Origin of the sequence: Mucilaginibacter psychrotolerans (assembly GCF_004519315.1) — a bacterium.
In the GTDB taxonomy this organism is placed as follows: Bacteria; Bacteroidota; Bacteroidia; order Sphingobacteriales; family Sphingobacteriaceae; genus Mucilaginibacter; species Mucilaginibacter psychrotolerans.
Window position 1 is genome coordinate 1 of the sequence record NZ_SOZE01000024.1, and the last position, 16,232, is coordinate 16,232.

At 46.5% G+C, this 16,232-nt stretch carries 14 protein-coding genes; 7 read left to right on the forward strand and 7 right to left on the reverse strand.

The genetic code is table 11. The annotated features are described in order from the left end of the window. The first annotated feature begins 135 nt into the window (after positions 1-135). The 5 genes from E2R66_RS19930 to E2R66_RS19950 all read left to right on the forward strand — a co-directional run bounded on the left by E2R66_RS19930 (position 136) and on the right by E2R66_RS19950 (position 7,818). Positions 136-633, forward strand: a complete 498-nt coding sequence (locus tag E2R66_RS19930) for an RICIN domain-containing protein (RefSeq protein WP_133233872.1) — start codon at positions 136-138, stop codon at positions 631-633. Positions 634-868: 235 nt separating this feature from the next. Continuing rightward, on the forward strand, positions 869-2,155 hold the full coding sequence (locus tag E2R66_RS19935; protein ID WP_133233874.1) for a DASH family cryptochrome: 1,287 nt from the start codon (positions 869-871) through the stop codon (positions 2,153-2,155). 500 nt (positions 2,156-2,655) lie between these two features. Continuing rightward, complete coding sequence (locus E2R66_RS19940; RefSeq protein WP_133233876.1) at positions 2,656-5,469, forward strand: 2-oxoglutarate dehydrogenase E1 component; 2,814 nt, start codon at positions 2,656-2,658, stop codon at positions 5,467-5,469. A 127-nt stretch (positions 5,470-5,596) separates the two neighbouring features. Then, positions 5,597-7,192, forward strand: a complete 1,596-nt coding sequence (gene odhB, locus E2R66_RS19945) for a 2-oxoglutarate dehydrogenase complex dihydrolipoyllysine-residue succinyltransferase (RefSeq protein ID WP_133233879.1) — start codon at positions 5,597-5,599, stop codon at positions 7,190-7,192. A gap of 137 nt (positions 7,193-7,329) precedes the next feature. Then, entirely contained in the window at positions 7,330-7,818 is a 489-nt protein-coding gene (locus tag E2R66_RS19950; protein ID WP_133233882.1) for a helix-turn-helix transcriptional regulator, read from the forward strand. A gap of 56 nt (positions 7,819-7,874) precedes the next feature. Here the strand turns inward: E2R66_RS19950 and E2R66_RS19955 are convergent, their stop codons facing one another. Further along, the gene (locus tag E2R66_RS19955) at positions 7,875-8,504 is read right to left on the reverse strand and encodes a hypothetical protein (protein ID WP_133233884.1); all 630 of its coding nucleotides are present in this window, start codon (positions 8,502-8,504) and stop codon (positions 7,875-7,877) included. Between the two features lie 220 nt (positions 8,505-8,724). Between E2R66_RS19955 and E2R66_RS19960 the strand changes: the two genes are divergently transcribed. Beyond that, positions 8,725-9,906 carry an asparagine synthetase B gene (locus E2R66_RS19960; protein ID WP_192901997.1) on the forward strand — a complete coding sequence of 394 codons (1,182 nt, stop codon included), beginning with the start codon at positions 8,725-8,727 and terminating at the stop codon, positions 9,904-9,906. Between the two features lie 183 nt (positions 9,907-10,089). On the opposite strand, the gene E2R66_RS19965 is transcribed toward E2R66_RS19960, so the two are convergent. The 5 genes from E2R66_RS19965 to E2R66_RS19985 are packed head-to-tail and all read right to left on the reverse strand — an operon-like array spanning position 10,090 to position 14,615. Next, entirely contained in the window at positions 10,090-12,186 is a 2,097-nt protein-coding gene (locus tag E2R66_RS19965; protein WP_133233886.1) for a putative porin, read from the reverse strand. Continuing rightward, positions 12,187-13,002: a purine-nucleoside phosphorylase gene (locus E2R66_RS19970; protein ID WP_133233888.1), complete on the reverse strand. Its 816-nt coding sequence runs from the start codon at positions 13,000-13,002 to the stop codon at positions 12,187-12,189. Then, positions 12,980-14,029 carry a tetraacyldisaccharide 4'-kinase gene (lpxK, locus tag E2R66_RS19975; protein WP_133233890.1) on the reverse strand — a complete coding sequence of 350 codons (1,050 nt, stop codon included), beginning with the start codon at positions 14,027-14,029 and terminating at the stop codon, positions 12,980-12,982. Before lpxK ends, E2R66_RS19970 begins: the two co-directional genes overlap by 23 nt. A gap of 36 nt (positions 14,030-14,065) precedes the next feature. Further along, positions 14,066-14,392 (reverse strand): DUF5615 family PIN-like protein, encoded by a 327-nt coding sequence (locus E2R66_RS19980; protein ID WP_133233892.1) that lies wholly within the window; start codon positions 14,390-14,392, stop codon positions 14,066-14,068. Beyond that, positions 14,376-14,615 (reverse strand): DUF433 domain-containing protein, encoded by a 240-nt coding sequence (locus E2R66_RS19985; RefSeq protein WP_133233894.1) that lies wholly within the window; start codon positions 14,613-14,615, stop codon positions 14,376-14,378. Before E2R66_RS19985 ends, E2R66_RS19980 begins: the two co-directional genes overlap by 17 nt. A gap of 63 nt (positions 14,616-14,678) precedes the next feature. Between E2R66_RS19985 and E2R66_RS19990 the strand changes: the two genes are divergently transcribed. Then, positions 14,679-15,587, forward strand: a complete 909-nt coding sequence (locus E2R66_RS19990) for a serine hydrolase (protein WP_133233896.1) — start codon at positions 14,679-14,681, stop codon at positions 15,585-15,587. On the opposite strand, the gene E2R66_RS19995 is transcribed toward E2R66_RS19990, so the two are convergent. Continuing rightward, the gene (locus E2R66_RS19995) at positions 15,588-16,079 is read right to left on the reverse strand and encodes a VOC family protein (protein ID WP_240049358.1); all 492 of its coding nucleotides are present in this window, start codon (positions 16,077-16,079) and stop codon (positions 15,588-15,590) included. It lies immediately after the preceding gene. Between the last annotated feature and the right edge of the window lie 153 nt (positions 16,080-16,232).

Genomic DNA, 16,232 nt, shown 5'->3' on the forward strand with positions numbered 1-16,232 from the left:
GGCAACTTATCTAAAAGAACAATTAGTGCCTATCTGGTACCATATCCAAAACAGTGGTAAATACACTCCGAAAAGACTGCTTTTAAATATATAGGGCAGTCGACTTATTCACCAAACCCTAAATAAGAGAGTGCTATGAAAAAGCTTGTAACTTGTATAGTGGCTATGATGATGTTTTTTGGTATAGGCTATGGCCAGGCCATTAAAGGCACCTACGCTATAAAAAATGTACAAACCGGCCTGCTGCTGAGGATAAAGGATGCCAATAGTAAAAACGGTACCCCGATAGTGCTTTATGCGCCTCAGGATTGGAAGTGCATGACCTGGGATTTTAAGCAGGTTGAAGGCAACACCTATCAATTAAAAAATCTTTTCAGTAACAAAACCATGGAGGCCCTTGGCACCGAAGCCGGGACGGCCTTTAACGAGCAGCCACTGGAACAATTAAAGAGCAGCCAGCTGTACGATTTCGAGCCCGCTGGCAAAGATACCTACCTCATCAAATTAAAAGGCACCGAGCAATACATTACTTCGCCGGGCGATAGCGAGGTAAATACCCAGGTAATACTTGCGCCTAAAACCGGCGATAAAAGCCAGCAATGGACCATATACCAGCAATCGCCAACCATGTAAAGTGCTTATATAAATGAGATAGAAAATGGTTTACAGGGGTTTACAGAAATCTGTTGTCATTGTTCTCAATTTCTTCTTAATGAGCTATTTGTAATTTTTATGGGGTTTGCAGTTGAACTTATGCCGGTTTATACAAATGTTAACATCCTGTCATATATCGCATCTGCTTTTCAGGCTCTCATAAATAATTAGCATCTTTGAAATCAATCTAAATAGCTTTAGATTTTTCTCCCCGATGAGCGAAAGGACTATATTGGTTTGGTTTAGAAACGATTTGCGTTTACACGATAATGAAATATTATCAGAAGCACTACGCAAAGCCGATAACGTATTGCCCGTATATATCTTCGACCCCTACTATTTCAAAACCAGTACATCAGGTTCTTTAAAAACAGGTAGTTTCAGGGCGCGTTTCCTGTTACAGTCGGTGGCCAACCTGCGGCAAAATCTGCAACAATTCGGTGCCGAGCTAATCATCCGCACCGGCGACCCTGCCCAGGTGCTTACCCAACTGGCCGAGGAGTACCAGGTATGCGAAGTGTACCACCACCGGGAGGTAGCACCTGAGGAAACTGACGCATCCGAACGCGTAGAGGCCGCCCTCTGGAAAATGAAGCTGAATCTGAAGCATTTCATCGGCCATACCATGTATCATAAGGAGGATTTACCTTTCCCTATAAAAGATATTCCCGATAGTTTTGTAGCCTTTAAAAAGAAGGTAGAACGCGATAGCAGCGTACGCCAATGCACGGCTTATCCCGAAAATATCACTACGCCGGCCATTACCGATGCGGGCGAATTACCAACTCTGGCCGATTTAGGCGTGCCAGAGCCTGTAGACGATCTACGTGCGACCAACTTCTTCATAGGCGGTGAAACCGCGGGTCTTGCCCGGCTGGAGCAATATCTCATCAGCCAACAAAACTGCGGGCAAAAAAACGGCAAGAACGCCGGAGGTACATCTTCCTGTCTTTCGCCCTGGCTGGCGGTAGGCTGCATATCGCCAAGGCAGATGTATTGGGAGGCAGTAAAGCATCGCAGTAGCCTGCAAAATGGCGATGCATTGATGTTGGAACTGCTATGGCGCGATTATTTTCGCTTTATGTTTAAAAAGCACGGGCAAAAATACTTCCGTGCCGAAGGCTTCAGCGGCGAGGCGCCGGAAGCTGCAACCAACCAGGACGAGCTTTTTGAGCATTGGAAAGCTGGTGAAACCGGCGTGCCATATATAGATGCCGCTATGCACGAGCTTAACGCTACCGGCTTCATTAGCAATTATAGCCGTCAGGCACTGGCTACTTACCTTACCAAAGAGCTACAGGTAGATTGGACACGAGGCGCGCTTTACTTCGAAGAAAAGCTAATAGATTACTCGCCCGCCAGCAACTGGGGCAATTGGGCCTTTGTAGCAGGCGTTGGCAACGATACGAAGAGCAACCGTTTTTTCAATGCGGCAAAGCCTGCAAATCAGCTCGATAGTAAAAGTGATTTCATTAACACCTGGCTGCCGGTATCTGCGTAACAAAGCAATAAAAGCCCGGTCTAATCGTATATATCCGTATATGAACTCCTTCGAACAACTTACCATCATCATCGGCCTGCTGGCTGTGCTTTTTGAAGCGGTGGGTTATGTGCGGAGTTACCTGCACAAAGTGCTGCATCGGAATTAATGCAACATCCAATCAGTTTATAATGTGTAAATAGGGAGTTGAGCCGGTAGCGGCCTTTACAACCTTCCTGCTCGAAAGCGAAGAAATCATCTAACGCGTTTGTAAAGGTTGCTTAGTTCCCGGCTGCAGCAATAATCATATTCAAGTCGGTTTAACGCGGTAGGAATCTTTTTTTGAGTAACTCCGTCAAGGTTAGTTGAACACAACCAATTTTTCCATTTACAGCCTGGTATTGCATTTAACGATAATTTACCGCGTTAGCGTGAAATTACTTGCAAAGTTATAACATATAATTTGGGGCTAATTGTACTATTATGCTTAATTTTGCACTGTTTTACAAGAACGGTTTCTCATGGATAGCCTAAATTATATTGATAGCGGAAACGCAGCATATATCGACTCATTATACGAAGCATATAAACAAGACCCGGAATCGGTAGATTACGGGTGGCAAAAGTTTTTCGAAGGCTTCGATTTCGGTAAGGAATCGCAGCCTGCAAAGGCTGCGGCCCCTGCGGCAGGCCAACTGCCCGAAAACCTGCTGAAAGAAATCAACGTGATGAACATGATTGATGGCTACCGCACGCGCGGCCATTTGTTCACCAAAACCAACCCCGTGCGCGAGCGTCGCAAGTATTTCCCTGGCAAAGAACTGGAAACTTTTGGCCTGAGCGAAAAGGACCTGGATACCGTTTTCAACGCCGGTGTAGAGGTTAATCTCGGCCCCGCCAAACTGCGCGACATACGCCAGCTTTTAGAAGATACTTACTGCCGCGCCATCGGTGCCGAATATCGCTACATCCGCAACCCCATTAAAATAAAATGGTTCGAAGAGCGGATGGAGACCAAGCGCAACACGCCAAAATTCAGTGTTGATGAGAAGAAGATGATGCTTTCGAAGTTGAATGAGGCCGTTGTTTTCGAAAACTTTTTGGGTACCAAATTCCTCGGCCAGAAACGTTTCTCTTTAGAAGGTGCCGAAGCGCTTATTCCAGCATTGGATTCGGTTATCAAGCAAGGTTCGGAACTGGGCATACAGGAGTTCATCATCGGTATGGCGCACCGCGGCCGTTTAAATGTGCTTACCAATATTATGGAGAAAACCTACAAAGAGGTGTTCTCTGAATTTGAAGGCAAAAATTATGATTCGGAATCTCCTTTCGGTGGCGACGTAAAGTACCACCTGGGTTTTTCTACCGATATCACTACTAAAAGCGGCAAGAACGTGCACTTGAGCCTTTGCCCCAACCCATCGCACTTAGAGGCGGTAGACCCGGTTGTGGAAGGGATCACCCGCTCTAAAATAGATTTCAAATACAACGGCGATCACTCTAAAATAGCCCCGATATTGATACATGGCGATGCTTCTGTAGCAGGCCAGGGTATTGTTTACGAGGTGTTGCAGATGGAAAAACTCGATGGTTACCGCACGGGCGGCACCATTCACCTGGTTATCAATAACCAGATAGGTTTTACCACCAATTATAAAGATGCGCGCTCGAGTACTTATTGTACCGACGTAGCTAAAACCGTATTGTCGCCTGTTTTCCACGTAAATGGCGATGACGTAGAAGCTTTGGCTTATGTAGTTAACTTTGCTATGGAATACAGGCAGGTATTTAACGAGGATGTATTTATCGATATCCTGTGCTACCGTCGCTACGGCCATAACGAAGCAGATGAGCCTAAATTCACACAACCTGTGTTGTACAAAGCTATCGAGGCGCATCCAAATCCATTACAGATTTACAGCAAGAAACTGATTGCAGAAGGCTCCGTTGACGAAGCATTCGTGAAAACGCTGGAGAAAGATTTCCGTGCAGAACTGCAGCAGATGCTGGATGAATCGAAAGCCGAAGATCGCTTTACCGATACCATAGCCATGTTTGAAGGTGCCTGGACCGGCTTACACTTGGCCAATCACAAGGAATTGATATCGGCTATTGACACCGCCGTGCCACAAGAAGATATTATAGCCATAGGCAACAAATTAACAACGCTGCCAACTGATAAGCAGTTCTTCAAGAAAATTGAGAAACTGTTTGAAGACCGCAACGCCATGGTAAACAAAACCGGCGTATTCGATTGGGCAATGGGCGAGTTGCTTGCGTACGGAACTTTATTAAAAGAAGGTATCCCCGTTAGGTTGAGCGGTGAGGACGTTAAACGCGGTACATTCTCGCATCGCCATGCGGTATTAACATTGGCAGATAGCGAGAACGAATACACACCATTAGACACTGTAAACCCAGAAACCAGACTCAGCATTTTCAATTCCCTGTTATCAGAATATGGTGTTTTAGGTTTTGAATATGGTTACGCCATGGCCAATCCTAATGCATTAACGATATGGGAAGCGCAGTTCGGCGATTTCTTCAACGGCGCGCAAATCATCGTTGACCAGTATATTGCCAGTGCCGAAACCAAATGGCAGCGCGGCAACGGTTTGGTAATGCTGCTTCCGCATGGTTATGAAGGCCAGGGCCCGGAGCACTCATCGGCCCGTGTTGAGCGCTTTTTAGAACTTTGCGCTGATGATAACATACAGGTGGCCAATTGCACCACGCCGGCCAACTTCTTCCATATATTAAGGAGGCAGATACACCGCGATTTCCGTAAGCCGCTGATCATCTTTACGCCAAAGAGCTTATTAAGAAGTCCTAAATGTGTATCGCCGATAGAAGAATTTACTCAAGGTAAATTCCAGGAACTGATTGACGACGGCTACGCTGATGTTAAAAAAGTAAAACGCGTGTTGCTTTGTACCGGTAAGATATACTACGATCTTCAGGAAAAACAACAGGTGGATAAACGTAAGGATGTTGCCATCGTGCGCGTAGAGCAATTGTACCCAACGCCTATACAGCAGATCATCAAGATAAAAGCCAAATACGAAAAGGCAACCGAATTTATTTGGGTGCAGGAAGAGCCCGAGAACATGGGCGCATGGCCATACATCTGCCGTAAGTTCCATAACGACAAGCACTTTAACCTGCAGGTGATATCGCGCTTAGAGGGCAGCAGTACTGCTACCGGCTTTGCCAAACAGCATGCCGCACAGCAGGCACACATTGTTGCCAAAGCCTTTGATACCCCTGCCGGCAAAACCGTAAAGGCATCGATCAAAAAGACAACCGAAAAAATGGCAAACGCGGGTGCAGATTGAGGGGATAGTTAAATGTTGAAAGGTTGTAAGGTTGAAAAGTTCTAACGCTTAACCTTCCAACTTTTCCAACTTTCAAACCTTTCAACTTTCCAACCATTAACAAAAAAGAAACCTACAAAACTATACCATGAGTTTAGAAATAAAAGTTCCGCCGGTAGGCGAATCCATAACCGAAGTAACATTATCTGCCTGGAAGAAAAAAGACGGCGACCATGTGGAAATGGACGAAGTAATAGCTGAGCTGGAATCAGACAAGGCAACTTTTGAGCTTACCGCAGAAAAAGCAGGGACTTTAAGCACCAAAGCAGCCGAAGGCGATGTATTGGCTATTGGTGTCGTAGTTGCTACTATTGAAGAAGGTGCCGACGCTGCTGCACCTGCTGCTGATAAAGCACCTGCCGCCCCGGTTGCCGCGAAAGACGTGCCTGCAAAAGCAGTTAGCCCCGAAGCACCTGCAAATGCACCTGCGCCTGCGCCAACCGAAGCTGCCTCATCACTTGAAATAAAAGTGCCAACGGTTGGGGAGTCTATTACTGAAGTTACCCTTTCACGCTGGATGAAGAAGGATGGCGATGCCGTAGAAATGGACGAAGCCATTGCCGAACTGGAATCTGATAAAGCAACCTTCGAACTCACCGCCGAAAAAGCAGGTACACTGAAAACCATAGCCAAAGAAGGCGATACACTGGCCATTGGCGCGGTGGTTTGCGTTATTGAAGGTGGTGGCATTAGTGGTGGAAAAGCGGCGGTTGTAACCCCGGCGGTTGCGGATGCAGTTAACGAATCGCCGCAAACGGCCCCATCTAAGGGAACAACTTATGCATCGGGCACACCATCGCCTGCTGCTGCAAAAATATTAGCCGAAAAAGGTGTTGATACTGCATCTGTAAACGGTACAGGCGTTGATGGCCGCATTACAAAAGGCGATGCGCTATCTGCTCAAAAACCAGCCGCCGCTACACCTGCGCCAGCGGCAAAACCAGCCGCTGCTCCCGCCGCTGCACCTTCGGGTCCGGTAGGTCCGCGTTCAGATCGCCGCGAAAAAATGTCGTCGTTACGTAAAACCGTAGCAAGGCGTTTGGTTGCCGTGAAGAACGAAACCGCTATGCTGACTACCTTTAACGAGGTGGACATGTCGCCAATTATGGAGCTGCGTGGCAAGTACAAAGATAAATTCAAAGAGAAACATGGTGTTGGCCTGGGCTTTATGTCGTTCTTCACCAAGGCCGTTACCGAGGCTTTGAAAGAATGGCCTGCCGTAAACGCACGCATAGATGGCGAAGAGATTGTTTATAGCAACTTTGCTGATATCTCGATAGCTGTGTCTGCGCCGAAAGGTTTGGTGGTACCGGTTATCCGCAATGCCGAGAGCCTTAGCCTTGCCGAAATAGAGAAAGCAATAGTTGTTTTAGCAGGCAAAGCCCGCGAAAGCAAACTGACTATCGACGAAATGACAGGTGGTACCTTTACCATCACTAACGGTGGTGTGTTCGGCTCTATGATGTCTACGCCGATCATCAACTCGCCGCAATCGGCGATATTAGGTATGCACAACATCATTGAGCGCCCTGTTGCCGTAAACGGCCAGGTAGTTATCCGCCCTATGATGTACCTTGCTTTATCTTACGACCACCGCATCATTGATGGCCGCGAATCTGTAAGCTTCCTGGTACGTGTAAAACAATTGCTGGAAGATCCTACGAGATTATTGTTGGGTGTATAATTTAAATCCGCTAAAGATTTGACAACTTTCAAAATTTGTCAAATTCGAGCACATATTAAAAAGCCTGGCGAAAGCCGGGCTTTTTTTGTAATAATTTATAAATAATATTGTGTAAACAAATTTGTTTACATTTGTACGTGCATTTACTAATAAAAAAGTACCAAGGAATTCATCCCGGACTGATATTAGAACGGGAGTTAAAAAAGCGAAACATTAAAAAGGGGCCTTTTGCGCTTTCTTTAAAGGAATACCCTCAAACTTTAAACGAGATCACTAAAGGCAGAAGAGCACTAACTCCCAGTCTATCTTTAAAAATTGATGGGGCATTGGAGTTACCCGAAGGCACTATGCTGGTACTTCAGGCCCATTATGAAATTAAAAAGGAAAAACAAAAAGCGGCATCCGCTTACCACCCTAATTTGAGTATTTTACGGAAAATACTTTTTTGGGATACCGACATAGATAAAATAAACTGGCAAGAACAAAAAGATACGGTTATAAAGCGGGTATTTGAGCGGGGTAACGACGAGGAAAAAAAAGAGATTATCCGCTTTTATGGACGAGATGAGGTAAATTCTGTTGTTGGCAATAGGGAAGATATTGAAGAAGCTGTTGCTAACTCATGAGGATAGTTTGCCTGATGGATCTCGGGCTTATTGTTTCGGCAATCTTGGACTAGCCTTTAGAATATCCCCCTCGCCTCCAGCACTCCCTCTTTTTTCACAATAAACAGCTCCTCTACGTAATTGCCCATCAGCGCTATTGCTTTACCTCCCTCAATTTTGTAATACGGCGCGGGGTAGTATCGCTTTATATTTTCGGGGCTGATTTTTGATACGTCAAAAGTTACAGGTTCTTTAAAATCCAGTGGCACGGCTTTTACTTCGGTATCGCCCTTCTGGTCAAAAGCATAAGGATCGCCGGGACTAGCCCATCGCCCGTTTTTGGTTTGGTAAACATTGTAGAACTGGTACTTTTCATGATAAAACTTCCCGTTTTCCTTGGAGACGAAAAGTAAGACGTACCTGTATTTTGAGAAAGGGGGCGTGCCGTAATGATCAAAAGCATCGAAATAGATAGTGTCGCTTGTTATTTTGTTAAACACGTTTTTGATAACCCTGTATTTCGCATGAAATGCTTCATCGAAGTATATCTTATTTTTTCTATTCATCGTATCGGGGTCTTCGTCGGCAGGATTATACCTGCTTACCGCGATTTTCTCTCCTACAAATACATATAAGCTATCTGCCGTTTGAGCAACACTGTATTTGGTAATGAGAATTAAAATCAAGAGTATTAAATTTTTGTTCATGTGATAATGATTGTGTTTGGCCGGTTGGTTATACTTGTATTTCCTGTAAGATGCAACAAGTTAAGCAATTCCATAACCCTGTAATACATTTATTCTTTAATCGTTACATTTGAATACAATCAAGCAAATCAAAGTGATTAAACCACTATACAAATATCTTTTAGCTTTTACCTTTCTGCTTTTACCTTTCTGCTTAAAGGCAGCCTCCATCCTCATCCCAATGGACGAGGAGCAGAAAGATCACCTGAAATCGTACGGGATTGCCTTTTGGGTGTTGAAAGAGCAGCAGGAGGTTGATTGGCTACTGAACTACCGCGGCGGTAGCTTCATGATGAAGTATGATAAACGTATCGAAGATGAGTGCAAGATACGCGGTGTAAGCTACCAGGTAATTGCCGATGCCGCCGCTACACAGATTATCAACGAAGTGAGCGATCCATCGGTAAACATGGATTTGGTGAAGCTGCAGAAAGCACCCAAAATGGCGGTTTATTCGCCCAAGAGCAAGCTGCCCTGGGATGATGCCGTTACCCTGGTTTTGAAATATGCCGAGATACCTTACGATGTTTTATACGACGAGGAAGTGATAAAGGGCGACCTACCCAAGTACGATTGGTTGCACCTGCACCACGAGGATTTTACGGGGCAGTTCAGCAAGTTTTATGCAGCTTACCGTTACGCGCAATGGTATAACGATGATGTAAAGGCGCAGAACGCTATGGCCAGGAAGCTGGGCTTTCAAAAGGTATCGCAAATGAAGCTGGCGGTGGCGCAGCATATCCGCGATTTTTGCGCGGGAGGGGGCTTTCTGTTTGCCATGTGCAGCGGTACCGATACCTTCGATATTGCACTGGCAGCCTCCAATACTGATATTTGCGGGGCGATGTTCGATGGCGATGCCGTAGATCCCGCCGCGCAAAGCAAGCTCGATTACAGCCAAACCTTCGCCTTTCAGGGTTTCCAGCTGGATATGAACCCCGAATCGCACCAGTTCAGCAATATAGATGTTACGCCAACGCGGCAGATAGAGCGGACGCGCGATTTCTTCACGCTGTTCGATTTTTCGGCCAAGTGGGATGTGGTGCCCAGCATGCTTACCCAAAACCATGATAAGGTGATCAAAGGCTTTATGGGCCTCACCACGGCCTACAACAAAAATCGCCTGAAACCCGGCGTTACCATTATGGGCGAAATGAAAACCGCTAATGAGGCCCGTTATATACACGGCGAATTTGGCAAAGGCCAGTGGACCTTCTACGGAGGCCACGACCCCGAAGATTACCAGCACGCTGTTGGCGACCCGCCTACCGACCTTAAGCTACACCCTAATTCGCCTGGATACAGGTTGATATTGAACAACGTGTTGTTCCCGGCGGCAAATAAGAAGAAACAGAAAACGTAATAGCCAGTTGGCAGTTTGCGGTGGGCAGTTTGCAGTGGATTTAGTGCTCAGTTTGCAGTAGGCGAATAGCAGGATATAGTTTTCAGTTGACTGTTAACATGCATATTGCGGTGGTGTGTTGCCTGCCAAGATAATTCTCACTTATCAAACTAAACTGCCCACCGCACACTGCCTACTGTAAACTTAATTATAGAACGTCCACGCTACCCCAAATTTCAAAGCGGCATCTTGTTGGGGATATCTGTTTACCGTGTAGTACCCCTTGCTAAAAAGACCTTGGTTGGCATAATCGTACTGGAGGAATATGTTGGTGCGTTGCAGTGTAGCTTTGAAAAACACGCTGGCAATAGGGTAGGAGGTGAAGGTTACGTTTGCCCCGTTGTAAAACTGGCCCAGGCCAACGGCATAGGAGGGTGCGGTGTATGCGGTGTTGTAACGCAGGCTGACACCGTACTCTGATTTCAGCACATCAAAGAAGGTGGAGTTATGGTACAAACTGGTGTAAACGTAAACCTCGGGCGTGCGCAACAGCGTAAGGTTATCAGATTTTTGGTAAACCACATAATTGTCGAAATGGAATTTATGCCAGGTAAGGTTTTTACTTGCGCTAAGCTTTATCATGTTGATGGCCGTGCCGTATTGCTGTGGTGTGGCGTCAACCCCGCCCTTGGATGCGGCAAAGTACAGATAATCGTTTATCAGGAAGTACTCGGCTTTTAGTTCCACCTTCAATAGATCGTTGATGTAATTAAACGATAGGTTGGTTATCTTCTGGTTGTTAAAATCGGTATGGAAGATGTAGTGGTTGCTTACCCAATCGGAATAAGCCAGCCCGGGCGAACTGCTTTGAATATAAGCACCTAAGACAATCTTCCCCGCTTTTTGGCCGCCGGCAAGGGTAAGTTTGGCATCGTACAGTAAATCGCCAAAGTTGCGGCCCTGCACTATCTGGCGAATATCGCCATCCAGGTTTATCCTGTCGCTAAAACGGTAACCAAGGCGGGCCTTGAGTGTAATATTTTGGAAGCTGGAATTTTGCACCCTCACCTGTTTCATCACCTTACGCCCAAACTCGTTGATGGTGGTATCGCTTACGTACTGGTTGTATTTATAGTAATCCTGTACCAGCCCAACATCCAGCTTCAGTTCGTTTTTGATCATTTTTACCGATTTGCCACGCAGGTAAAAACTGTACGAGAAATCGTTCTGCAGATGCGTAACGCTCAGTGAGTCGCGCGAGCGGCCCGCGCTGAAGTAATAATCTGGGAACACACCGTAGGTATCCAAATCATTTTGCAGGTATTCGTAACGGCGGGTGTTATAGTAAAAGGTGTAAGCCACGCGCTGGGTAGGCAATACGTTGGTGCTGCCGGTGCCCTTCTTAAGGCTGTCTATATGCCCTATGTAGTAAAACTGCTTCAAGTAAAGCCCGGTATTTTTCCAGCTACTATAGCTGCTGGGCAGTTTTACGGGTTCAGTAACCTTGCTGAACGATGTTGTGGCGAAAATATCCTCGTTTTGTAGTGATCCGGTCTCGGGCGTTTTAAGGTTGTTGAAAAGCAGGTTGCCCAACAGGTTGTACCGTTGGTTGAGCGAATGGTACCAGGTAAACACCCCCGCGTTTAGTCCGGCTACGTTTTGCCTGAGCACGTTATTACTGCTGTAGTACCCGCGCGAACCGTTGAAATTCATGATGAAGCCTACATTCCAGTTGGGTTTTACGTTTTGGGTATGCAGCGTTTTAAAATATTGTTCCTTGGTGCTTCCTAGCGTATTAGATAAGGAAAGCAGCGTGTATGGCACCCGCGCGTTGAAATAATTCATGTCCTGCGGGTTTATCAGGTAGGCATCAAGCATGTGCAAGCCTTCATCGAAGCCGATAGTTTTGCGCGGGTTGAAAAGCAAATCGCGCTGCGGAGTACCCAGGTAGCCTAGGTGTATCTTGGGGTTGCGCGGCTGATTCAGCGGGCTGTAGTTCTCGAAATTTACCAGCCCGGTATCCAACGGGAACAGCTGCGTACTATCTGCTAACAAACGTTCGCTGGTTACTTTGATAAATTTGGATGTGAATACCACCGAATCCTTGCGGTTAGCTTCACGCTTGCGGATAGAATCGATGTTCTGCGAATCTCCGGGACGACCGCTTCTGGTGCGGGTGGTATCGCGGCTGTAAACTGGTTCAGTTTGCTGCCCCGGATAGGTGGTGCGCACCTGCCCTAATGCCGCCTGTACCGAAGCGCAAATCAATACCAGCAGTATATATTTTAGCTTAACTGCCATTTACAGCCCTGCTATTAGTTCTTTAAGGATGTGCGTCATTTTTGGTTCCGCTTCGCGCGCAGTTGCCAATATTTCATCAAGCGATACTGGTTTCAGTTCTTCGGGGAAGCCTTCATCTGTAAGCACTGATATGGCGAATACCGGCAGACCCATATGGTTGGCTACGATTACCTCGGGCACGGTGCTCATGCCTACGGCATCACCGCCTATAATGCGCAGGTATTTGTATTCGGCACGGGTCTCTAAATTGGGGCCGGTTACGGCTACGTACACACCTTTATGACAGGTGATATTGTTGGCCTCCGCAATTTTTAAGGCTTTGTCGATTAGTTCATGCTTATAAGGTTCGCTCATATCCGGGAAACGCGGGCCCATCTCCGAATCGTTGCGGCCGATGAGCGGGTTCATGGGCTGCAGGTTGATATGGTCTTCAATTACCATCAAATCGCCTTTTCTGAAGGCCGGGTTTAGCGAGCCGCTGGCGTTTGATACGAAGAGTGTTTTAATGCCCAATAGTTTCATTACCCTTACCGGCAGGGTTATCTGCTGCATGGTGTAACCCTCATAGTAGTGCAGGCGGCCCTGCATGGCAACCACTTTTTTGCCCGCCAGCGTACCGAATATCAACTTGCCCGAATGGAACTCCAGAGTCGACATCGGAAAATCTGGTATGTTGCTGTACATCAGCTGTTTTTCTACCTCAATCTCGTTCACCAATGCGCCAAGGCCTGTGCCAAGGATTATGCCGCACTCGGGCACGAAATCGCCGATGCGTTTTTTGATATAATTGGTGCTATTTTGAATACTTTCTAACATAATCTGTTATTAACTTATCGAAGTTGTGCTGCCCATCGCCCAGAAAACTAATGCCTATCGGTATCACCAAAATAAACAGTCGCGACACCTCGGGGAGCAGGTCATGTACCCCTAAACGCTGCGCATCCTTTTCTGTTGTGATAATTACTTTTTTTTGTGCTTTGCAGGCAGCAAACTCAGCAGCAAGTTTAGCGATATTTTTTAAGGTAAAGGGGTGATGGTCGGGATAATTATGGTGGATGATATGCTGCGTAGCCATTTTTAAGTGCGTTACCAATGGCTTGGGGTTAGCAATGCCGGTAAGCAGGAATACGGTGGTATCAGCCTCTATTTTATAGCCCAATTGGCGCTGCTGCATATCCTGTAGAGGCAGGTAGTTGATGGTGCTGAAGAACAAGGGCTGAAAGCTTTGCGGATTAACGCGGTAATAGCAGCGGGTCATTTCTTCTTCGGTTAGGGCAGGGGGGCATTTGGTGATCACCATGATATCGGCCCGCCATTTGCCGCTGAACGGCTCGCGCAGGTTGCCGGCTGGTAATACGAAACGCGTATCATAAAGCTTGTTATAATCGAACAGCAGGATGCTGAGCCCTGGCTTTACCGCGCGATGCTGGTAGGCATCATCCAGGATAATCAAATTGTGTGATGTTTTGAGCTGTTCAATACCAGCAACCCTGTCCTCGCAAACGGCAACAGTAACCTCCGGAAATTTATGGCTGAACTGAGCCGGCTCGTCGCCAATATCGGTGGCAGTGGCACTTGCGGCGGCAGTCAGGAATCCCTTAGTTTTTCTTCCGTAGCCACGGCTGAGGGTGGCCAGTTGGTGTTCATTTTTCAGTAGGCGGATGAGGTACTCCGTCATAGGGCTTTTGCCCGCGCCGCCAACATCCAGGTTGCCTACGGATATGACGGGCATATCAAACTCAAGGCTTTTAAACAGCCCGGCATCGTAGAACCAATTGCGCAAGAGCACAACCAGGGCATAAATCAACGAAAACGGAAGCAAAAGCCAGCGCAGGTATTTCATAGAGAGGGCAAAGATAGGGAATTGGGGGGAGGAGTTTTAAGCGATGATAATAACAGTGGACTGCCTCGTACTTTCGCCATCCAAGTGCGCTTTAACTTTAGGGCTGAGTTTGGTGAGTTCGTTATAGGTATTGATTGATGCTGTCAAAACAAATACAGTTATAGTGTATTTTTTGAAATTCTGTTGGTATTGCAAATTTTTATCAAACGTAAATAATGCGTCAAAGCCCTCAAGCAGAAGCAATTTTAAAAGTTCACCATTTTTTATACCGCTCCAGCCTTTATCGGCGACAGTATAGATTTCGTGTTCAGTAAAATCGAGCTTAAGTTTTTTCGGCAGATTCTCATCAAGCAACAGCTTCATAAAGTTTCATGATATCTTTTGAAGTAACAATTTTGTTGGCCACATCTAAAAGCGCAACCGCCTGTTCCCTAGAAACAGATGGGAAATCCTCTAGGAATTCATCTAAAGTAACACCGGCTTCAAGGTGGTCGAAGAGGGATTCAACTGGCACACGGGTTCCTGTAAAAACAGGTTGCCCGCTTAAAATATCCTGATCGATATTGATTACCTCTTGAATTTGCATACTCAAATTTACAAAATTTATTTAATTTAGTTTGCTGCTATCAAAATCAAACCCATTCCCTCCATGAAACATCTTTTACTCGCCATCTTCCTATTCTTCGCAACCGCTTCCTTCGCCCAAACCGATAAAAAGCTAACCGCCCAATTGCAAACTGCAGTACAAGGTTTTAAAGGGCAAGTGGGCATTTACGTGCAGAACTTAAAAACCGGCAAAACGGTGGCCATAAACCAGGATACACTTTTCCCCACCGCAAGCATGATTAAAGTGAGCATACTGAGCGGGCTGATGGATAAATTGGAGAAAGGCGAGCTGAAGTACAACCAGAAACTGGCCTATCGCGACTCGTTGCTGTACGCTGGTGAAGACATACTGGGTTCGTTTAAAGATAAGGACACCATCCAATTGAGCAAGGTAGCTATGCTGATGATTACCATGAGCGATAATACCGCCAGCCTTTGGTTGCAAAAGCTGGTAACGGGTACCCATATCAACAATTGGCTGGATAGCAACGGTTTCAAAAGCATGCGGGTAAACTCGCGCACGCCCGGCCGTGAAGCCTTTCGCAAAGTATACGGCTGGGGTGTTACCACGCCTTATGAAATGTGTAGGTTGTTTACCATGATACGCAACGGGCAGGTGGTAAGCCCTGCTGCCAGCGAGCGCATGAGCCGCACGCTTAATAGGATTTATTGGGACAATACTGCCCTCTCGCAAGTACCGCCATACGTGCAATGCCTGTCTAAACAGGGAGCGGTTGACGACAGTCGCTCAGAAACGGTGCTGGTGCACGCCCCGCATGGCGACTACGTTTTCTCCGTCATCACCAAAAATAACAAAGACCAAAGCTGGACACCCAACAACGAGGCCGACGTGCTCATCCGCAAGGTATCGGCCCTGCTTTGGCACTATTACGAACCAAAGGACAAGTGGCAACCTGCCCCTGGCATCGATAAATACATGCTTAACGAATAGTTATTTTAGTTCGGCAAGTAGGCCTTGTATATCGAGGCTTCGGGTGTACATGGTCATTTCACCGGCATCGTTTACGGGCCATTTATCTTTCGGGCGGTCCCAGTATAGTTCCACGCCGTTGCCGTCGGGGTCGTCAAGATAAATTGCCTCAGACACGCCATGGTCTGATGCTCCGGTGATGGGATATTTGGCATCTATCAGGCGTTGCAGTATGGCGGCCAGGTCCTTCCTCTCAGGATATAAAATTGCCGTATGATATAAACCCGGCGCGTACTCTGGTGCTGGTGATGCGCCTTTACTGTGCCAGGTATTTAACCCGATGTGGTGATGGTAGCCCCCGGCGGATATAAAAGCCGCCTGGTCGCCGTACATCATCTGTACTTCGAAACCCAGTAAGCCACCGTAAAAAGCTAACGATTTTTGTATATCGCTGACTTTTAAATGCACATGCCCTATGCGGGTTTGTGCGGGTATCTTGTAATCGCTCATCATCTTTTTTTTGTGTTGTAAAGTTACAAGGTTTAAAGGTTGATATTGTTGAGGATAAGTAAAATTACGTGTTTAAACATATATTTGTAAATTGGCGTTGGTGTAACTTTACTGTTAATGTTGTTTAATTATAGTTAAGGAATGTTAACGCGTGGG